The sequence below is a fragment of the Aeromonas bivalvium genome (genome assembly GCF_000819765.1).
Lineage (GTDB): Bacteria > Pseudomonadota > Gammaproteobacteria > Enterobacterales > Aeromonadaceae > Aeromonas > Aeromonas bivalvium.
Genome location: NZ_CDBT01000048.1, coordinates 21,521 through 39,961, shown reverse-complemented (window position 1 = coordinate 39,961; position 18,441 = coordinate 21,521). Strand labels below are relative to the sequence as shown.

The window sequence follows — 18,441 nt, the reverse complement described above, 5'->3', positions numbered from 1 at the left end:
GGTACCCGCCTGACCCGGGAAGGGCTCGATGGCGCAGGAGGTGGCGGTCGGGTAGAGGATGCCGCTGCCGATGAAGTAGACCGCCGCCCCACCCACCAGGGAGGCCGCATTCACCACCCCCAACAACCCGGACACCAGAATGATGAGGGCCCCCAGCGCCAGGAAGATGATGCCAAGGCGCATCAGCCTGCCCTGACTCAGGCGAAAGCTGAGGCGGGCCGAGAGCCAGGCGCCGAACAGGTAGCCCGGCAGCGGCAGCACGAACAGCACGCTGACGGTACGGGCGCTCAGTTTGAGCACGTCGCCGAGCAGTACCCCGGCCGCCGCCTCGAATACCGCCAGCCCCGCGAAGGTGGCCATCAGGCAGAGCAGGTTGCCCTGAAAGCGCGGGTTGCCGAGCACATGGCGATAGGCCGCCCGCACCCGCAGCGGCTGGCGACGTTCCTTCGGCAGTGTCTCGACGAACCAGGCCAGCAGCGCCAGCGTGGTCAGGGCGCCGAAGCCGAACAGGAACCAGTAGCCGGCGCGCCAGTCGAACAGCTCGGTCAACCAGCCCCCCAGCACGGGTGCCAGCAGGGGGGAGAAGATCACCCCCATGCTCACCAGGCTGTTGGCGCGGTTGAGCTCGGCGCCGCTGTAGCGATCCCGCATCAGGGTGCGGCTCATGGCGCCACCGGCCCCTGTGCCCAGTCCCTGGATGAAGCTGCCCACCAGCAGGGCCGTCGCCGTCGGGATCAGCTGTATGGTCAGGGTCCCCAGCAGAAACACCATCATCCCGACGAGCAGCACGGGGCGGCGCCCCCACTTGTCAGAGACGGGGCCATAGACGAACTGGGAGAGGCCGTAGGGGATGAGATAGCAGGCCATCACCGCCTGTAAGGAGGCGGAGCTCACCCCCAGATCCGCCGCCATCACAGGGATGGAGGGCACATAGAGGGTCTGGGTCATCTGGCCCACGGCGACCATGAGGATGGTCAGGCAAAACAGGGGATAAAAGCTGTGCCGATTCATTTGCGCTCCACGACATCAAAAGCAGTGCGCTCCTCACCGCGGGGGAGGAGTGATTGTCAGATCTGGATGAGTAGTGACAACCCGGAGAACCCGGGCTGGCAGGGAGCAGATCAGCTCCCTTTAATGGCCGCCATGTTAGTGATTCGGATCACGAAACACGAACGAATCTTTGTAATCGCCTTGCCTTAGTTTTTCTAATATGACGGGGCAGATGCCCCGTCCGTCGTGGCGGGTACCACCTTATCCGGCCCGCGCCAGCTGAGGGGCGGGAGCCGGTTCTCCCAGTCGCAGGCAGCGCCCGGCAACCTTGCCTGCCAGCGCCTCGTCATGGGTCACCAGCAGCAGGGCGCAACCTATCTCCCCCAGCGCCCCCAGCAGGCAGGCGATGGTCTGCTGCTGGCTCAGGGGATCGAGCCGGGAACTGGGTTCATCGGCAAACAGCAGCACGGGGCGCAGCAGCAGGGCCCGGATCAGGGACAGCCGTTGCAGCTCCCCCCCGGAGACCTGGCTCGGCAGCCGGCTCAGCAGGCTCTCGTCGAGGCCGAGCCTCGCCAGATAGTCGGTGAGGGGCTGGCGGGGCAGCCGGTGCAGGCGCAGCAGATCGTCAAACTGGGTGGCGAGACGCACCCGGCTGGCGAAGGCCTGCACCGGATCCTGATAGAGCTTCTGCCAGCGGTGGGGGGCTATGCCCCCCTGGCGCAGCACCCGCCCTCGCAGAGGGCGCTGCAACCCCAGCAGCACATTGCCGAGGGTGCTCTTGCCCGCACCGCTCGGCGCCATGATGGCGAGCCGCTCCCCCCGGGCCAGTGGCAGATCCAGCCCCTCGAACAGGGTCTGCTCCCCGTAGCCCATGGCGAGCCCCTCCCCCCTGAGCAGCCAGTCGCCGGTCGGGGGATGCACGGCCTCGGGCCAGGCCGAGGGCTCCGCCGCCAGCAGGGCGCGGGTGTAGGCATGGGAAGGCACCTGCAGCACCTGCTCGGCGGGCCCCTGCTCCACGACCTCACCCCCCTTGACCACCAGCACCCAGCCTCCCAGCGCCCGGGCCAGGGAGAGATCATGGGTGATGGTCAACAGGTGACGCCCCTCGGTCAGATAGCCCTGCAGCAATGTCTGCAACCTGGCACCGGCCCGGCGGTCGAGCCCCTTGGTGGGCTCGTCGGCGATGAGCAGGCGCGCCTGCCCCAGGGTGGCGGCGGCAAAGGCGGCCCGTTGGGCCATGCCCCCGGAGAGCTGGTGCGGGAAGTGGCGCTCCCGCCCGGCAAGCCCGAGCCGCTCGAGGGCGTCCCGCGCCCGTGAGCGTGCCTCCTTGCCTCCCGCCAACCAGCCCTCCTCCACCTGGGGCAGCAGCCCCATGGTGGGATCCAGCGCCAGCACCGGCTCCTGGGGCAGCATGGCCAGCTCCCGCCCCCAGAGGGCGCGCAGGGCCTGGGGGTCCGCCAGGCTGTGGCACAGGCCGCCCATCGCCATCTCGCCTCGGCCGCGCAGGGGGTCAGGCAGGGTCCCCATCAGGGCATGGGCCAGCAGGGATTTGCCCGAGCCGCTCTCCCCTATCAGGGTCAAGGCGCTGCCGGGATAGAGGGTGAGATCCAGCGCCTGCAGCAGGGTCTGTCGGCCGTCATCCACCTGCAGGCCCTTGATATGAATGGTCGTCATGGGGTGACTCCTTGTGGGGATCCAGGATGAAGCGTGCCCTTCTGATTGAGCAGCACCAGGGCCAGCAGCATGACTCCCATCACCAGTATGGGGGCCAGCAGCAGGCGGGGCGCCTCCTGATAGTGGGGCAGCGCCTCCGTCATCATCAGGCCGAGCTCAGGGGTGGGTGGCTGGATGCCCACCCCGACGAAGCCCAGTGTGGAGAGGGTCAGGATGGCCCCCGCGAGGCCAAAGGCCATCATGGTCAGCAGCTGGGGAGCCAGCTCGGGCCAGAGGTGGCGCCGCAGGATGTGGGCGTTGCCAAAGCCCAGCAGCCGGGACGCCTCCACCTGGGGCGAGGCAAGCAGCGCCCGGCTGCGGGCCCGCACCACACGGTAGTACTCCACCCACTGGGCCATGGCCAACCCGAGATAGAGGATGGCGAAGCCCCCCTGGGCCATGGCGGAGAAGAGCAGCACCAGCAGCAGGCTCGGCAGGGCCAGCACGCCATCGGCCAGGCTGCGCAGCAGGCCGTCGACCCAGCCACCGCGCCAGGCTGAGAGCCAGCCCAACAGCGACCCCAGCAGGGCCGCCGTCAGGACGCACAGCATCCCCAGCAGCAGGGAGAGCCGGGTCGCCGCCGCGAGCCGCGCCATCAGGCTGCGGCCCATCTGATCCCGCCCGAGCGGCTCCTGCCAGGAGGGATCGGCCAGGAACTGCACCAGATCCTGGGCGGCGGGATCGGGCCAGAGCACGGGGCCAAGCAGCGCGAACAGCACCACCAGCAGGAGCAGGCTTGCTCCCGCCTTGATAGAGAAAGACATGATCAGGACTCCTTGGGACCGCGGGGATCGATGGCGAGGCAGAGCAGATCCGTCAGGGTATTGAGCAGCACGAAGAGCGCCGCCAGCACCAGCACGGTTCCCTGCACCATGGGGATGTCGCGCCAGAAGATGGCATGCACCAGGGCATGACCGATGCCGGGCCAGGCAAACAGGCTCTCGACCACCACGACCCCTTCGATGAGCAGCACCATCTGAACCCCTGTGTAGGCGATGACGCTGACCCCGGTATTGCGCAGGCCGTGACGCCTGAAGACCCGGGCGGGGGAGAGCCCCTTGGTGAGGGCGAAGCGGTAATAACCGGACTGCACCACGGTGAGCACGCTCTCGCGCACCACCCGGGAGAGCACACCCGAAAGCCCCAGCCCCAGGGTGAGGGCGGGCAACAGCAGGTTGCTCCCCTCCCCGTGACCGGCGGCGCTGACCCAGCCCAGCTCCACCGAGAGCAGCACCATGAGCACCAGGCCGAGCAGGAAGGGAGGCAGCGCGCGCATCAGCACGCTCCAGCCCAGGGTCAGGCGATCGCACCATCCCCCCGGACGCAGGGCGCTCAGGCTGCCGAGCGGCAGCGCCAGCAACAGGGCCAGGGCCACGGCGGCCACCGCCAGGGACAGGGTGGCCCCCAGGTGGTGGCCCACCTCGCTGGCCACAGGTGCGCCCGTCACCAGGGAGCTGCCAAGATCCCCCTGCAGCAGGGCGCCCAGCCAGTCACCGAAGCGGGAGAGGGCCGAGCCGGCCAGCCCCAGCTCGCTTCGCACCGCGTTGGCGGCCTCGGCGGTGACATAGTCATAGCCGTAGCGGCCCGCGGCGATGCGAAAGGCGATGTCCCCGGGCAGGGATTGCACCATCAGAAAGCAGAGCCCGGCCACCAGCAGCGCCACCATCAGCGCCTGCACCAGGCGCTGGCCCAGTATTCCCATGACGGCTGAGAAGGGCGCCGCTGTCATTGTGCGCTCCATGCGAGCTTGTCCAGACGGTAGCTGCGCTCCTGGGGATCCAGCTCAAAGCCCTTCAGCTCACGGCTGACCGCCGCGCTCTGGCGATACCAGGCGATGGGCAGGAGGGGCAACTCCTGCTGCAGGGTGGTGGCGATGTCACGGCGCAGTGCCGCGGCCTCCCCTGCGGGCAGTGTCTCCTTGCCAAGGCGGGCCAGTGTTTGCGCCATGGCCGGGGAGTGCCAGTTCATCACCCCCCAGTCGGCACCGGCGGGGGCCAGATCCCCCAGCAGGGTGACCAGGGGATCGGGCACCAGGGCATAGTTGCGGGCATAGAGGCCGAGCTGGAGCGAGCCATCCTGATGACCGACCGGGATCTCGCTCGAGTTGCCCACCGCCACCTTGAGATCCACCCCCACCGCCTTCCACTGCGCCTGCAGTGCCGTGGCCAGCAGGGGCAATTCCGGGCGATCCGGGAAGGTGCGCAGGGTCAGGGCGAAACGCTCCTCCCCCTTGTGCAGCACGCCATCCGCCCCCGGCAGCCAGCCTGCCGCCGCCAAGGCCGCCTGAGCCGCCTTGACGTCATAGGCGAGCGGGGTCAGCCCGGGTTGATGCCACTCCCCCAGGGTGGGAGGGAAGAGCTGGGTCGCCGCCATCTCGGGATCCCGCAGCAGGGCCGCCGCCATGCCACGGCGATCGATGGCGAGGCTGAGGGCGCGGCGCACCGCCGGATCCTTCAGAAGAGGATCGGCCCCATTGAGCTTGAGCTGTATGGTGCGCGGCAGGGTAACGGAGACGATGGAGACCCGGGGCGCCTGCTGCAAGCGGCGGATGCTGACCGGATCCAGCCCCCAGGCGATGTCGGCCTGACCGCTCTCGGCCATCAGGGTGCGGCTCTCGGCACGGCCCACCGTCAGGTAGCTCACCTGCGAGATGGCAGGCTGGGGGCCCTGCCAGCCGTCGAAGCGCTCGGTCTCGACTCGCTGGGGCTGCTGCAACCGGGTGATGCGATAGGGGCCTGAGCCGATGACCTGGGTCACCTCCCCCTTCGCATCATAGGCCCCCTTCGCCAGGATCTGGGTGCTGGGGTGAGCCAGCACGGCGGCCAGGGGCGCGAAGGGGCCGGTGAGGGTGATCAGCAGGGCCCCCTCATGGGCCTCGATGGACGCGATGGGGGCGCTGGTTATGACGCCGGGCTTGCGCCATGCCTGCTGCAGGGCAAAGGCGACCTGCTCGGCACTCACCTCGCTGCCATCGTGAAAGCGGGCCCCGGGGCGCAGGGTGAATCGCCATTGCAGACCATCCTCGGAGTGAGACCACTGGCTGGCGAGCCCGGGTTGCAGATTGCCCAGGCTGTCGACCTCCACCAGGGTCTCCGCCACCTGCATGCGGGTAAAGAAGACCCCGTTGCTGGCAGGGTCGACACTGTGGATCTCCCAGGGCCCCACCATGGCCAGCGGCTTGCTGTGAGCAACATTCATCCCGGCCATCAACACCAGGGCGCACCATCCCCAACGGGCGTGTATTTTTGTCATCCTTTCCATCCAAACGATAATGATTAGCAACCAAAGTGGTGCGTTATAACATAACAATTAATCGGAATGAATGACTTTTCATTTTTGATAGATGGCTTATTTGCAGCGGCAAAGGCGGAGCAGGTGAGCGGTCCAGCAGGCGTGAAGGGCGGGCAATGGGGCGGCAATCATAAAAAGAGATGGCCCGTCATCGGGCCATCGTCATCATCCTAGCGGGTCACCATCTGCTGCGCCCGCTTGACCTGATCCTCGGGGCTTTCGTTGCGCGGCGGAATGGTAATGCCCTTCTGGCAGGCGGGTCTGGCTTCCATGCGCGCCATCCAGGCCTGCAAATGCACCAAGCCCTCGATGGAGACGCCGCTCCAGTCGTGAATGCGCACCCAGGGCCAGGTGGCGATGTCGGCGATGCTGTATTCGTCGGCCAGGTACTCATGGTGCGCCAGGTGACCGTCGAGCACCTCGAACAGACGGCGCCCCTCCTTCTGGTAGCGCTCGATGGCCGCCGGGATCTTCTCGGGGAAGTAGCGGTAGAAGACGTTGGCCTGCCCCATCATGGGGCCGACGCCGCCCATCTGGAACATCAGCCACTGGATGGCCTGGGAGCGGCGCTTGGGATCCTGCGGCAGCAGCTTGCCGGTTTTTTCCGCCAGATAGATAAGGATGGCGCCGGATTCGAACACGGCGAAGTCACCGTTGTCCCGATCGACGATGGCCGGGATGCGACCATTTGGGTTGATGGCCAGAAACTCGGGCTTCTTCTGCTCCATGGTCGAGAAATCCAGCGGGATCACCTGGTAAGGCAAGCCCAGCTCCTCGAGGGCGATCGACACCTTGAACCCATTGGGCGTGGCGGCCGTGTAAAAATCGATCATCATCTTCTCCTTGGTTGTCTGGCACGGCGAGGGTGCCAGCAGGCTCATGGCAGGGTCGCGACTCAGGCCTGAGCACTGGGTCTGCTTGAGACCGCATCATACCAGCGTTTGAGGGCAGTCTGCTCATCGGCGATGTGCAGTTCCAGCGTTCTGGCGGCAAAATCTATGGCGCAGATGGCGAGGATGTCGGCGATGGTGAAGCGATCCCCCGCAATATAGGCGGATACTTGCAGTCTCTCTTCCAGCTTGGCAAACCACTGGCTCGCCAGCTGTTTGCACTCCTGGCCCCACTCGGGGAAACAATTTTCACGGTCTTTGTAGAAGCCGGTGATGTGACGAAACGCCATGCCGGCTGGCAGCCAGAGATTGAACTCGATGAAGCGGCTCCACATCTCTATCTGGGCCCGCTCCAGCGCCGTGGTACCAAACAGGTTGTTTTCCGGATACAGCTCCTCGAAGTATCGACAGATGGCGACCGACTCGCTCAGATAGCTGCCATCGTCGAGGGCCAGCACGGGAATGCGCCCGACCGGGTTCTTGGCCAGGAACGCCGGGCTCAGGTTCTCGCCCCCGCCGAGATCGACCTGCTCATAGACCATGTCGACTCCTTTCTCCGCCAAGAACATCCGTACCCGGCGCGCATTGGGGGCACGCCGCAATTCATAGACTTTCATCCTGCTCTCCATTTCTAAACGAACAGTTAGAAACTAGTCTTATCTAAACGAGCGGTCAAGAATTTGTTATAGTCACGGCAGGAGGAAACATGGCACGCAAAACCGCATTCGATCCAGCCGAAAAGCTGGAACAAGCCATGACACTGTTCTGGCAAAAAGGCTATGAGGCGACCTCGATCCAGGATCTGGTGGATGCCTTGGGCATCAACCGTTTCAGCCTCTACAACAGCTTCGGTGACAAGCAGGCTCTGTTTCAGCTGGCACTCGATCACTATCTGGAGCAGGTCTCGCGCAAACGCATGGCACCCTTGCTGTGCGACAAGGGCGGCCTGGCGGCGCTGCACGGCTGGCTCGATGCCCTGGCGCTGCGCCTGAGCCAACCCGACAATCCCGGCTGCTTCTTGCAAAATACCCAGCTGGGAGGCGCCATGGATCAACCCAGGGTGCGGGAGCGCATCCTGGATATGCATAGAGAGTTGCAGCAGGCCCTGGCCCATGCGTGTCAGGTGGCAATGCGAGAGGGAGACCTGGCCCCCAAGACAGATGTCGAGGCCCTGGCGCGCTTTCTGTTCGTCCATGTGCAGGGCTGGGTCCTGCTCGGGAAAGGGGGGGGCCATGACGACACCTTGCGCGCCGACATGACCACCCTCAGGCAACAGCTCGCCCTGTGGCAGCGTCACCCCATCACTGGGGAGCGAGAGCGCTAATTGAGGGAGCCCAGGGGGCTGCGTTGACGAAGCAGGCTCAGACGGGACAACAACGGGAAGTAGGATGCCAGTTTATCCACCAGCAGCCGACTGCTGGCCGGATCTTCCCACTCGTGACCATCCATGACGATGCCGTTGGATACGAAGTAATAGCGGGGATCGCGCACATCCGGTCCTCGCCGGGAACTGGCCCCGCCCGGACCTTGACCCTCGCACACCAGCAGGGGCAGCACGGGCAGGCCGATGGCCTCCCCTGCCTCCCCCAGCACAGGCGCAGGCCAACCGGCCTCGTCGTCAAGCAGCAAGATGGCGGCCTCGTCGCGAGTCGGCTTCCATTGACTCGGGCTTGTCACCACGATGCGATTGAAATAGGGTTCGACATCGACGGACTCTTGCAACGCCCGCAGCAACCCGTTGACCGCCACTGACGACGGTTTTTGACTGACTAATGACAAGTTCATACGACACATCCCTATGAGTGATGGAGCTTGTTATTACACGTGCCAGTGGTCTGGCGAGACAAGATTAGACCAAATGGTCATCTAAAGTCAGCTCTCGCCGCGCACTATCCTTATCTCCCCCCGCCTCGGCAATATGAGTTGCTATCCTGGGACGGGCTGCTATAATTTCGCGTCCTTTTATCCCCGTTCTTTAACATCCAGTGGTGAACCTATGCATCCGATGCTGAATATCGCCGTGCGCGCTGCGCGCAACGCCGGTCAAGTAGTAGTAAAAGCCTTCTCCCAGCCTGAGAACATCGAGGCTATCCAGAAAGGCAGCAATGACTTCGTGACCAACGTTGACCGTGACGCCGAAGCGGCCATCATTCACACCATCAAAAAATCGTACCCGGAACACAGCATCGTCGCTGAAGAGTCTGGTGAGATTGCCGGTACCAATCCGGACTACCAATGGATCATCGACCCACTGGATGGCACGACCAACTTCGTCAAGGGCATTCCGCACTTTGCCGTCTCCATCGCCCTGCGCGTCAAGGGCAAGACCGAACAGGCCGTCGTCTACGATCCCATCCGTGACGAGCTCTTTACCGCGACCCGTGGTAACGGCGCCCAGCTGAACGGTTACCGCATCCGCGTCGGCAAGGCAAAAGACCTCTCCGGCACTGTGCTGGCCACCGGCTTCCCGTTCAAGCAGAAGCACCACATCGAGCCTTACCTCAAGATGTTCCAGAGCATGTTCGTGGAGTGTGCCGACATCCGCCGTGCCGGCTCCGCCGCCCTGGATCTGGCCTATGTGGCCGCCGGTCGTATCGACGGTTTCTGGGAAATCGGTCTCAAGCCCTGGGACACCGCCGCCGGTGAGCTGCTGGCCAAAGAGTCCGGCGCCATCGTCACCGACTTCGTCGGTGGTCACAACTACGAAAACTCCGGCAACATCGTCGTTGCCAACCCGCGCGTCCTCAAAGAGATGCTCGGCAAGATCCGTGAAAACCTGCCGGAGTCCCTGGCCAAGTAAGCCAGCCCACTCCCCAAAAACCCGGCCCAGGCCGGGTTTTTTTATTTCTCTCTCCTCGTCTCATTTTTCCAACCAGGCGAGCCGCCATGGTAGGGCCGAGGGACAAGTTGGGCTATGATGAGCGCCCACCCTGCCCCCTCTTGCAATTGCATGTCGTTACAAGGAGCAACCCCATGATCAGACTCGCGGTGATCGGCACCAACTGGATCACAGAAAAATTCATCGAAGCGGCGCTGCTGAGCAAGGCCTTTCAGCTGACCGCCGTCTACTCGCGGCAGCGGACCAGCGCGGAGACCTTCGCCGCCCAGTATGATGATCCGGCCTGTTTCGACGATCTCGCCGAGTTCGCCGCCAGCCCCTGCTTCGATGCCGTCTACATCGCCAGTCCCAACTCCCTGCACTGCCCCCATACCCTGCAACTGCTCAAGGCGGGCAAGCACGTGATCTGCGAGAAGCCGCTCGGCTCCAACCTGAGCGAGGTCGAGGCCATGTACCGCTGCGCCCGGGAGCAGGGTGTGGTGCTGTTCGAGGCGTTCAAGACCGCCTACCTGCCCAACTTCCGCCAGCTGGCCGAACAGCTGCCCCGGCTCGGTCAGGCGCGCCGTGCCAGCTTCAGCTATTGCCAATACTCTTCCCGCTGGCCCAAATACCTGGCCGGCGAGCACCCCAACACCTTCAATCCCGCCTTCTCGAACGGCTCCATTATGGATATCGGCTACTACTGCGTGGCGAGCGCCGTCGCCCTGTTCGGTGCCCCCGAGCGGGTCACGGCCAGCGGCGAACTGCTGGAAACCGGAGTGGACATCCATGGCACTGTGCTGCTGCACTATCCGGCCTTCGAGCTGGTGATCAGCCACTCCAAGGTGTCCGACTCCTTCATCCCGAGCGAGATCCAGGGCAGCGAGGGGGCCTTCATCATAGAGCACCTCTCCGAGAGCACCGGCCTTACCTGGGTCGGCCGGGATGGCCGGCGTGAAGATCTGGGCCAGCCCCAGTCCGCCAACAGCATGATCTATGAGGCCAGCGCCTTCGCCGCCCAGATAGCCGCAGGCCAGATGGACGAGGCCGCCGTGGCGCGCTCCATCGAGACCGCCAGGATCATCACCCAGGTGCGGCAACAGGTCGGGGTACACTTCCCGGCCGATCACGCCTGACTGGATGCTCGGCGACAACAAGAGGCCCCGCACTGCGGGGCCTCTTTTTTTGCCTCTGACCTGTCACCGGGCTCCTAGAGGGTCGCCGCCAGCTCGGCCAGTTGATCGGTGCACAGGCCCCAGCCGCTGTGAAACCCCATGGCCTCATGCTCCTGGCGATCCGCCTCGCTCCAGTGGCGTACCCATGCCCGGTAGCGGGTGCCCTCCCCCTCGGGAGTGAAGCTCAGGATCAGGGTCATGAAGGGGCGGGCCGACGGCAACCAGGGGCGCACATAGGCATCGGTGGAGACGATGCGCCGCCCCGGCTCCAGGGCCAGATAGACGCCGGGACAGGGGATCTTCTCCCCATTGGGCCCCCCCATCACCACCAGGCTGGCGCCCCCCACCCGCAGATCCAGCTCGGCGCTCAGGGTGCGCCAGGGCATGGGGGCAAACCAGCGCACCAACAGTGCGGGCTCGGTCCAGCAACGATAAAGCGCCTCCGGCGAGGCCGCGATCAGCCGCTCCAGCAGCAGATCCCGCTGCTGGTCAAACTCTTCATCCATCATGGCAGTGCTCCCTTGTGGCCCGGGCAGGGTCGGTAAAAAGGGGCGCCAAACAGGGCGCCGTCAGCTGACTCGCAGGGACAGGGAATGAACAGACTGGCCCCAGAGCCAGCACAGAGTATAAACAAGGGGGTCAAGCGCGTCGGCCTGGAAAAGTCGGCTGGGCACGCGCCCTGGGCTCAGGCCAAGAAAGAGAGCTATTTCGCTACGGGACGGCAGCCCGGCACAGCCGCTCTTGGCCATGCCGGACCAATGAAAGGCCCTGCGTCACTGCGCCGGCTCCTCGCTCGCGGGCAGGGCCAGCCGCTCGAAGCGCACAGGGGGACACCTGGGGCTCAGCTCCTGATCATCTTGCACCGGCATGGAACGGTAACTGAGGCGGTAGTGCCCTGGACGGCTCAGATCATAGACCTGGGTCAGTTCGGCCTCGGCCTTGATCCGCTGCCTGGGGCCTATGATCAGCCGGTCATCGGCGCCAGGGTCGCCCCGCTTGGCCAGCGGTCCCTGGTAGGGGATGACCTGCCCATCCAGGGTCAGATCGATGGCGTCGGCAAACCAGCCTTCGAAGGGGGTAAACCAGCTCAGCACCTCCAGGGTATCTTCTCCCTGATTGCTGAGCGCCATGGCCAGGGCCAGGGGCTCATCGACCCGGCTCTGGGCCCTGACGTCTAACTCGCACTGCAAGGCGCCCAGGCCAAGGGCGCTGCCGAGCAGGAGTGCCATCATGTTGCCTCCATCAAAAAGGGGGCCGAGGCCCCCTGTCGATTCACTGTTCGTTCGGGGTATTCTCGGCAAAATATTCGTGGCTGTCGGCGTTGTTGAGCGCCGCGACCGGGTCCGTGCTCGCCAGGTTGCGGGCATTGGCTTGACCGTAACCCAGATCATCCGTGCCTGCCACCACATTGAAGTGGGTCAGCTCGTGGATGATGGTGCCGGCGCGGGAATCCGTGCCGGTATTGGCCGCACTCCAGAAACTCTTGCACAGATAGACCTTGTAGGGCTGATCCGGGTAGACGTAGGCAAAGTAGCTCTGCTTGCAGCCACAGTCGAAGGTGAGCGGTTTGTCCGCGATGGCTTCCCTCACCTTGTCGAAGTGACCCTCGGCCTGGCTCCAGCGGCTGGCGTCATAAGCGCCGAACCAGCTGCGATAACGTTGGCCATCTGGCTTGTCCACCGCCAGATAGGCAAGAGAGTCCGCTGTCATGGTGCCGGCGGCATCCAGGGCGGAGACGATCTGGCTCTTCTGGCTGTTGGTGCAGCGGCCGGTGAAACTCACCGAGCCCCCGGCGGCGGCCGGTTCGGCGATCTGGGCCTTGGCCAGTACCCGCTCGTCGCTCGCGACCCCGTCCAGCCAGAGGCTAACGGCGTTGGACTCCCCGGCATCGGCGGCCGCCTTGGCGCTACGCCCCCCCTTGGTGTTTCCCTCCCCCGGCAGCCGGGGCAGGCGATAGCGGATGCTGTACTCCCCCTGGGCGCTCATGTCATAGAGGCCGGACACTTCCGCCTCCAGCACCAGGCTCTCGCCGGCGGCCAGGCGCTGGTAGTCCTGCGCCCCCGGCTGGGCACGCTTGATCAGGGCCCCCTGATAGGCCACGGGCTGACCATCGCGCTCCACCACAAACAGGGGGGCATCGTCCCCGCCCGGCAGCTGCCATTTGAGCAGCCGCACCGGCTTGTTGCTCTGGTTGGTCAAGGTCACCCGTACTCTCACATCCTCCCCTGCTCCCTCTTGCAGCGTCAGGCTGGCATCCAGACTCGCGGCGCAGAGGGGGGAACCCAGCAGGCCCGCCAGCAGCAGGGCTATCGGTGTCGCTTTCATCTTCTCTCCTTGAAATGATTGGTTTGCTTCCGGCCCTCTTTGGGGCCAAACCACCCTAAGGCAGATGCCCCCCGGCCCCCGCCCTCCATATGGGGGAAGCCCCTCCGTACGGGGGGCTCGGCAGAGGCCCCCCAGATGGCGGGGCCAAGGGGCCAGAAGACGGGGATGCGGCAGAGAGCGACGCCAGGCTGGCAGAGGCGAGCCACAAAAAACCCCGATGCGGGATCGGGGTTGGCTGAGTCAGAGGAAGGGCAGACCTGGCGGGTTCAGATGCGACGCTCTTGCGCCAGCAGGGCCAGGGCAGGCAGGGCGTTGGCGGGCATCAGCAGGTGTCCCTTGTGATGCTTCACCCGGGTCTGTTTTTTGTTGCCCTGGCCGATGAGCAGGCCGTGGCACTGCGCGAACCAGGCCAGCTGCTGCTCGTCGCCGCGCACATAGAGGGTGAGCGGCGCCACCAGTTCATCCCCCGCCAGGGCGCTGGCCAGCTCGGCGGCGCAGATGACGATGGAGGCCTGTCCCTGGCTTGCGAGCCTGGCCTTGCCATCGAGCGCGTACTCGGTGATCCGCTGCCAGCCCGCCTGCTCGCAGTCGTCCAGCAGCGCCATCAGACGGGCCCCCAGCCCCTCGCTCGCCGCCTGGCTGTAGTGACGCACGATGCGCGACAGCAATCCCTTGAGATCGGCCCCCGCCCCCTGGGTGCGCGCCTGCTGCACCCAGCCCTTGAGATCCTCCATCACCAGGCGGGAGAAGCGCTTCTCCTTGAGGGAATCGGCGAGCCAGAGGCTCAGAAAGTGGCTCTCCTGAGCCTGGGTGCGGGGGGCGCGCCCCGCCCCGGTGCGGGCCAGTTCGGCCAGACTGGCGCTGGCCATCTCCAGCAGGGCCTGGTTATAGGTTTGCACTCTCACATCGCTCATCACGACTCCTGGGCAGATCCGGGGAGGCTCACAAGCCTCGTCATCAAAAAGGCGCCGAGGCGCCTTTGAACAGGGTAGACACCGGCCGGGGATCCCCCGGCGGCCCTCGACTTACTTGGCCTTGCGGGCCGTCTTGCGCAGACGGGCACGCTGGCTCTGCAACTTGGCCTCGGCCATCACCTGGGCGGCGGCGTTGTCAGCACGCTGGGGCTTCTTGCCAAAGCGGCGACGCTCCTGCAGCTGCTTGATGAGCTCGTCCCGGCTGCTCACCTCGTAGCCCGGCACCATGATGCGGCGGATCTTCTGACCGATCAGTGCCTCTATCTCCAGCAGGGTACGCTCTTCCTCGCGGCTGACGAAGGAGATGGCCATGCCGCTCTTGCCGGCGCGGCCGGTGCGGCCGATGCGGTGGACGTAATCTTCGGCCAGGAAGGGCAGGTCATAGTTGACCACGTATTCCAGGTTCGGGATGTCCAGGCCCCGGGCCGCCACCTCGGTGGAGACCAGCACCCGCACCTTGCCTTCCATGAACTCGCGCAGGGCGCGGCGACGGCTGCCCTGGGCCTTCTCGCCGTGGACCACGGCGGCCTTGATGCCATCGAGGTTGAGCTCTGCCACCAGTTCGTCACAGCTGTCGCGGGTGCTGGCAAACACCAGCACCTGCTGCCAGTTCTTGGTACCGACCAGCTCGGAGAGCAGCTCGCGCTTGCGCTTTTGCTCCACCGGATAGACGGTGTGGCTCACGGTGTCGGCGGTGGAGTTCTGCTTGTTGACGCTGACGATCTGCGGCCTGTCCAGCATCACCTTGGCCAGCTTCTTGACGCCATCGGAGAAGGTGGCGGAGAAGAGCAGGCTCTGGCGCGCCTTGTTGACCGCTTGCAGGATCTGCTGCACATCGGCGCTGAACCCCATGTCGAGGATACGGTCCGCTTCGTCCAGCACCAGGGTCTCGACCCCGGAGAGGCTGAGGTTGCAGGCGGTGAGGTGTTCGAGCAGCCGCCCCGGGGTCGCCACTATGATGTGGGCACCGGCCTTGAGGCGACGGGCCTGCACGTCCTGCTTGCCGCCGCCGACAATGGTCAGCACGCCGAGATCCAGGTACTTGGCAAAATCCTTGATGTTGCTCGCCACCTGGGCCGCCAGCTCGCGGGTCGGGGTCAGGATCAGCACCCGGGTGTTGGACGGCTGCACCGGCGCGGGGTTGTCTACCAGGCGCTGCAGTATGGGCAGGGCGAAGGCGGCCGTCTTGCCGGTCCCGGTCTGGGCGCTGGCCAGCACATCCTGACCACGGCGTATGGACGGGATCGCCTGTTGCTGCACAGGGGTCATCTCCTGATAACCACACTCCGAGACGGCGCGCAAAATCTCGGGGGCAAAATCGAATGATTCAAATTTCATCATGGGTTTCCTGTGTTCCAGCAAAGCTGTCGTTGTCTGCGGCCCGGCGGGCCACTGGGGATGCCAGGGATCGGCCTGGCCTGACAGGGTCTGCAGGCGAGCCGGAAAATGGCGGGCGCGGAGTGTAACAAATTTTCGGCGCCAATGCGTGGCAAATAATCGCCCCGGCAAGCCCCCAACCCCATCTGGCGGGCGAGGACGCGGCGCGGCAGGCCCGGGATCCCTTTTCTGGCCCAACCAGGGCGGCGCGGCGATGAACGCCGCCGGTTCCTGAGGTAGACTCGAACCATCCTCGCCCGGACCGGGCGCCATCACAGGGAAGAGGTATGGGAGCGACGCCATTTGACCACAGACGCACGCCGCGCCATGGGGGCGCCGGGCGCATCTCGCTGCTGGCCATCAGCTGCTGGGCCCTGCCCGCCCTGGCCGCAGACGGCGCCGTCGATGCCCGCTTGCAGGAGCGGGCCAATGCCGTGGTCTCCCTGATGACCTTCAACGTGATCCCCGACATCACCTCCAGCAATCTGGATATCTCGGGGGGCAGCGGTCAACAGGCGGCATTGACCATGAGCCAGCTGGGTGGAGGGGCCACCATGAGCAAGGAGGTCCCCATCTATCTGGAAGGCAACCTGGGCTACAGCCGCTACGACCCCAAGTTCGTCATCAGCCAGGGGGCAGAGAGCCGCCTCATCCCGGCCAAATGGAACAGCCTGACCGCCACCGGCGGCATCGGCTGGGACTTCACCATAGCCCCCAACTGGGTACTGCGCCCCATCGCCAATTTTTCCCTTGGCACTGTGGCGAGCGACATCCAGATAGGCAACTGGTACCTCAATCGCAAGACGGGGCGCGGCCTCGATTTTCTCGATAACGGCCAACTCAACGTCTATGGCCTCGGCGGCTCCCTCATGCTCGACTACGAGCTGTTTTCCGACAGCCAGGATATCGACGCCGAGTTTCGCTACTCCTTCCTCCATCTGCAAAGCACCTTTGGCACCAGCCCGAGTGTCAGGGGCGAGGCGAACGCCGAGAACATCGGCATCTATCTGCGCCGCCGAGCCCCCCTGTTTGAGTGGACCCTGCTCGATCGGCCGCTGCGCTACGTGCTGGAGGGAGCCCGCACCGAATACCTGGGGGATCAGCGGGGCCTGCTCGGCTTCAACGCCCTCAACTCCATCGGGGTCGGTTTCGAGCTCGACTCCAGCAAATACCAGGTGCTGGTCACCCGCACCCGCCTCATGTACCGCTTCATGTTCGGCAACAACACCAGCGGCTACGCCATCGGTCTGGCGATGAGTTTCTGACGGCGAAAACCCCAACGAGAACGAGGTAGCATGATGAAATTGACCAAGACGCAGATTGATGAGCTGCTCGCCACCTTGCAGGCCCGCTTCGAGCGGCACCAGCATCGCCACCAGGGGATCACCTGGTCACAGGTGCGCGCCAGACTCGATGTCAGCCCCCAGTCGCTGCGCTCGCTCCACGAGATGGAGAGCAGCGGCGGTGAGCCCGATGTCATCGGCCAGGATCGCCAGAGCGGGCAGTTTCTCTTCTGTGACTGCAGCGCCGAGAGTCCAAGTGGACGCAGGAGCCTCTGTTATGACGGCGCGGCACTGGCGTCGAGAAAGGAGAACAAGCCCGCAGGCTGCGCGACCGAGCTGGCCGCCAAGATGGGCATCTCACTGCTGACGGAGGCCGAATATCGGGCGCTGCAGACCCTGGGCTGCTTCGATGCCAAGACATCGAGCTGGATACAGACCCCGGAGGCGATCAGGACGCTCGGCGGCGCCCTGTTCTGCGATCGCCGCTACGACAGCGTGTTCCTGTACCACAACGGCCCCCAGTCCTACTATGCCGCCAGGGGCTTTCGCGGCCTGCTGCGGGTCTAGTACGCCGAGCGACAGAGACAGGCAACCGGTCAAGGCGCAAGTTCCCCAGATGCAGCAAGCTGCGCCCTCTCGAGGCAGGCCCCTTCAACAAGACACCATGGAGACTCGGTGAAATGGACTTCACTGCCGTTATTGCTCCTTTGCTATCCCCCTCGGCTATCTGCTCCCCCTGCTGCTGATTGCCGTTCTGATCAAGACCCCCTGGTTCAAGGGGATGGTCGGGGAGTGGGTGATCAGTCTCGGCCTCCGTCTCTTGCTCGACCAGCGGGAATATCACCTGCTCAAGGACGTGACCCTGCCCATCCCCCAGGGCAGCACCCAGATAGACCATGTCATTGTGTCGCGCTTCGGGATCTTCGTGATCGAGACCAAAAACATGAAAGGCTGGATCGTCGGCAACCCGGCCCATAAACGCTGGACCCAGCACATCTATCGCCGCAGGTACAGCTTTCAGAACCCCCTGCACCAGAACCACCTGCACATGATGACTCTCAAATCCCTGCTGGGGCTAGCGGACCATCAGCTCCATTCTGTCATCTGCTTTATTGGCGATTGCACCTTCAAGACCCCCATGCCGGACAACGTCATGCACCGTGGATTGATTCGCCATATCAAAGGGAAGACCACTCCTGTCTTGACCCCGGCCGAGGTCATCCGGGTGGTCGAGACCATACAGCAGGAACGACTGGCTCCCAACTGGCAGACCCACAGACAGCATGTGGCCCAGCTGAAGGCGCGCCACGGCGAGGCGCCACGCAAGCCGTTGTTCGCAGCCACCGAACCTGAGGAGAAGGGGAAGGTGCCCTCCCCTGTCACCCGCCAACCGCTCGATGATCCGAGCCCGTCTTGCCCAAGATGTGGCAATGCCATGGTCTTGCGTACCGCCAGCCGGGGAGAAAACAGAGGCCATCAGTTCTGGGGATGCAGCGGCTACCCGACATGCAGGGGGGTGCTGACCCTTGCGAAGACGCGCCATGGCGCGGCGACACAGGACACCAGGGCCTGAACCCTGAACATGCGGTTGGAACTGAAACAAGG

General features: G+C 64.8%; 19 protein-coding genes. 6 read left to right on the top strand and 13 right to left on the bottom strand.

Features of this window, described 5'->3' with window-relative positions:
• The 7 genes from BN1119_RS14510 to BN1119_RS14480 form a co-directional block, all read right to left on the bottom strand.
• Window positions 1-1,011, bottom strand: a 1,011-nt coding sequence (locus BN1119_RS14510) for a Bcr/CflA family efflux MFS transporter (RefSeq protein ID WP_041999386.1), incomplete at its 3' end; no start/stop codon positions are given.
• 240 nt (window positions 1,012-1,251) lie between these two features.
• Window positions 1,252-2,664, bottom strand: a complete 1,413-nt coding sequence (locus BN1119_RS14505; protein ID WP_041999384.1) for an ABC transporter ATP-binding protein — start codon at window positions 2,662-2,664, stop codon at window positions 1,252-1,254.
• Complete coding sequence (locus BN1119_RS14500; protein ID WP_041999381.1) at window positions 2,661-3,467, bottom strand: ABC transporter permease; 807 nt, start codon at window positions 3,465-3,467, stop codon at window positions 2,661-2,663. The genes BN1119_RS14505 and BN1119_RS14500 overlap by 4 nt, the downstream gene beginning before the upstream one ends.
• Before the next feature lie 2 nt (window positions 3,468-3,469).
• Window positions 3,470-4,432 (bottom strand): ABC transporter permease, encoded by a 963-nt coding sequence (locus BN1119_RS14495; protein WP_041999378.1) that lies wholly within the window; start codon window positions 4,430-4,432, stop codon window positions 3,470-3,472.
• Entirely contained in the window at window positions 4,429-5,955 is a 1,527-nt protein-coding gene (locus BN1119_RS14490; RefSeq protein ID WP_041999376.1) for an ABC transporter substrate-binding protein, read from the bottom strand. Before BN1119_RS14490 ends, BN1119_RS14495 begins: the two co-directional genes overlap by 4 nt.
• Before the next feature lie 209 nt (window positions 5,956-6,164).
• Window positions 6,165-6,827, bottom strand: coding sequence for a glutathione S-transferase family protein (locus BN1119_RS14485; protein ID WP_041999373.1), 663 nt, complete (start codon window positions 6,825-6,827; stop codon window positions 6,165-6,167).
• Between the two features lie 62 nt (window positions 6,828-6,889).
• Window positions 6,890-7,501, bottom strand: coding sequence for a glutathione S-transferase family protein (locus tag BN1119_RS14480; protein WP_041999370.1), 612 nt, complete (start codon window positions 7,499-7,501; stop codon window positions 6,890-6,892).
• Between the two features lie 89 nt (window positions 7,502-7,590).
• On the opposite strand from BN1119_RS14480, the gene BN1119_RS14475 reads away from it, so the two are divergent.
• Window positions 7,591-8,208 carry a TetR/AcrR family transcriptional regulator gene (locus tag BN1119_RS14475; RefSeq protein ID WP_052448071.1) on the top strand — a complete coding sequence of 206 codons (618 nt, stop codon included), beginning with the start codon at window positions 7,591-7,593 and terminating at the stop codon, window positions 8,206-8,208.
• Here BN1119_RS14475 and BN1119_RS14470 read toward each other — a convergent pair.
• Window positions 8,205-8,669 carry a hypothetical protein gene (locus BN1119_RS14470; RefSeq protein ID WP_041999367.1) on the bottom strand — a complete coding sequence of 155 codons (465 nt, stop codon included), beginning with the start codon at window positions 8,667-8,669 and terminating at the stop codon, window positions 8,205-8,207. The genes BN1119_RS14475 and BN1119_RS14470 overlap by 4 nt on opposite strands.
• 211 nt (window positions 8,670-8,880) lie before the next feature.
• Here BN1119_RS14470 and suhB point away from each other — a divergent pair, with 211 nt between their 5' ends.
• The gene (gene suhB, locus BN1119_RS14465; protein WP_041999362.1) at window positions 8,881-9,684 is read left to right on the top strand and encodes an inositol-1-monophosphatase; all 804 of its coding nucleotides are present in this window, start codon (window positions 8,881-8,883) and stop codon (window positions 9,682-9,684) included.
• A gap of 173 nt (window positions 9,685-9,857) precedes the next feature.
• Window positions 9,858-10,838 (top strand): Gfo/Idh/MocA family protein, encoded by a 981-nt coding sequence (locus tag BN1119_RS14460; RefSeq protein WP_041999359.1) that lies wholly within the window; start codon window positions 9,858-9,860, stop codon window positions 10,836-10,838.
• Window positions 10,839-10,912: 74 nt separating this feature from the next.
• On the opposite strand, the gene BN1119_RS14455 is transcribed toward BN1119_RS14460, so the two are convergent.
• The 5 genes from BN1119_RS14455 to BN1119_RS14435 all read right to left on the bottom strand — a co-directional run bounded on the left by BN1119_RS14455 (window position 10,913) and on the right by BN1119_RS14435 (window position 15,514).
• Entirely contained in the window at window positions 10,913-11,386 is a 474-nt protein-coding gene (locus BN1119_RS14455; RefSeq protein WP_041999353.1) for an SRPBCC family protein, read from the bottom strand.
• 264 nt (window positions 11,387-11,650) lie between these two features.
• Complete coding sequence (locus BN1119_RS14450) at window positions 11,651-12,109, bottom strand: hypothetical protein (protein ID WP_041999350.1); 459 nt, start codon at window positions 12,107-12,109, stop codon at window positions 11,651-11,653.
• Window positions 12,110-12,149: 40 nt separating this feature from the next.
• On the bottom strand, window positions 12,150-13,202 hold the full coding sequence (locus BN1119_RS14445; RefSeq protein ID WP_041999346.1) for a M35 family metalloendopeptidase: 1,053 nt from the start codon (window positions 13,200-13,202) through the stop codon (window positions 12,150-12,152).
• 266 nt (window positions 13,203-13,468) lie between these two features.
• Complete coding sequence (locus BN1119_RS14440) at window positions 13,469-14,107, bottom strand: DUF2913 family protein (RefSeq protein WP_174217905.1); 639 nt, start codon at window positions 14,105-14,107, stop codon at window positions 13,469-13,471.
• 120 nt (window positions 14,108-14,227) lie between these two features.
• Entirely contained in the window at window positions 14,228-15,514 is a 1,287-nt protein-coding gene (locus BN1119_RS14435; RefSeq protein WP_041999340.1) for a DEAD/DEAH box helicase, read from the bottom strand.
• Window positions 15,515-15,840: 326 nt separating this feature from the next.
• Between BN1119_RS14435 and BN1119_RS14430 the strand changes: the two genes are divergently transcribed.
• The 3 genes from BN1119_RS14430 to BN1119_RS14420 all read left to right on the top strand — a co-directional run bounded on the left by BN1119_RS14430 (window position 15,841) and on the right by BN1119_RS14420 (window position 18,409).
• Complete coding sequence (locus BN1119_RS14430) at window positions 15,841-16,818, top strand: autotransporter domain-containing protein (protein ID WP_244463745.1); 978 nt, start codon at window positions 15,841-15,843, stop codon at window positions 16,816-16,818.
• A 30-nt stretch (window positions 16,819-16,848) separates the two neighbouring features.
• On the top strand, window positions 16,849-17,403 hold the full coding sequence (locus tag BN1119_RS14425) for a DUF4256 domain-containing protein (protein ID WP_084205485.1): 555 nt from the start codon (window positions 16,849-16,851) through the stop codon (window positions 17,401-17,403).
• Window positions 17,404-17,617: 214 nt separating this feature from the next.
• On the top strand, window positions 17,618-18,409 hold the full coding sequence (locus BN1119_RS14420) for a nuclease-related domain-containing protein (protein WP_409337750.1): 792 nt from the start codon (window positions 17,618-17,620) through the stop codon (window positions 18,407-18,409).
• The last annotated feature ends 32 nt before the right edge of the window (window positions 18,410-18,441 follow it).

What these genes read in the sequence shown, in the direction of transcription:
- BN1119_RS14450 (WP_041999350.1), bottom strand. Translation starts at nt 12,109, where the DNA reads ATGATGGCACTCCTGCTCGGCAGCGCCCTTGGCCTGGGCGCCTTGCAG.
- BN1119_RS14470 (WP_041999367.1), bottom strand. Translation starts at nt 8,669, where the DNA reads ATGAACTTGTCATTAGTCAGTCAAAAACCGTCGTCAGTGGCGGTCAAC.
- BN1119_RS14495 (WP_041999378.1), bottom strand. Translation starts at nt 4,432, where the DNA reads ATGACAGCGGCGCCCTTCTCAGCCGTCATGGGAATACTGGGCCAGCGC.
- BN1119_RS14490 (WP_041999376.1), bottom strand. Translation starts at nt 5,955, where the DNA reads ATGACAAAAATACACGCCCGTTGGGGATGGTGCGCCCTGGTGTTGATG.
- BN1119_RS14460 (WP_041999359.1), top strand. Translation starts at nt 9,858, where the DNA reads ATGATCAGACTCGCGGTGATCGGCACCAACTGGATCACAGAAAAATTC.
- BN1119_RS14445 (WP_041999346.1), bottom strand. Translation starts at nt 13,202, where the DNA reads ATGAAAGCGACACCGATAGCCCTGCTGCTGGCGGGCCTGCTGGGTTCC.
- BN1119_RS14420 (WP_409337750.1), top strand. Translation starts at nt 17,618, where the DNA reads ATGGTCGGGGAGTGGGTGATCAGTCTCGGCCTCCGTCTCTTGCTCGAC.
- BN1119_RS14480 (WP_041999370.1), bottom strand. Translation starts at nt 7,501, where the DNA reads ATGAAAGTCTATGAATTGCGGCGTGCCCCCAATGCGCGCCGGGTACGG.
- BN1119_RS14425 (WP_084205485.1), top strand. Translation starts at nt 16,849, where the DNA reads ATGATGAAATTGACCAAGACGCAGATTGATGAGCTGCTCGCCACCTTG.
- BN1119_RS14485 (WP_041999373.1), bottom strand. Translation starts at nt 6,827, where the DNA reads ATGATCGATTTTTACACGGCCGCCACGCCCAATGGGTTCAAGGTGTCG.
- suhB (WP_041999362.1), top strand. Translation starts at nt 8,881, where the DNA reads ATGCATCCGATGCTGAATATCGCCGTGCGCGCTGCGCGCAACGCCGGT.
- BN1119_RS14505 (WP_041999384.1), bottom strand. Translation starts at nt 2,664, where the DNA reads ATGACGACCATTCATATCAAGGGCCTGCAGGTGGATGACGGCCGACAG.
- BN1119_RS14435 (WP_041999340.1), bottom strand. Translation starts at nt 15,514, where the DNA reads ATGAAATTTGAATCATTCGATTTTGCCCCCGAGATTTTGCGCGCCGTC.
- BN1119_RS14430 (WP_244463745.1), top strand. Translation starts at nt 15,841, where the DNA reads ATGGGAGCGACGCCATTTGACCACAGACGCACGCCGCGCCATGGGGGC.
- BN1119_RS14475 (WP_052448071.1), top strand. Translation starts at nt 7,591, where the DNA reads ATGGCACGCAAAACCGCATTCGATCCAGCCGAAAAGCTGGAACAAGCC.
- BN1119_RS14500 (WP_041999381.1), bottom strand. Translation starts at nt 3,467, where the DNA reads ATGTCTTTCTCTATCAAGGCGGGAGCAAGCCTGCTCCTGCTGGTGGTG.
- BN1119_RS14455 (WP_041999353.1), bottom strand. Translation starts at nt 11,386, where the DNA reads ATGATGGATGAAGAGTTTGACCAGCAGCGGGATCTGCTGCTGGAGCGG.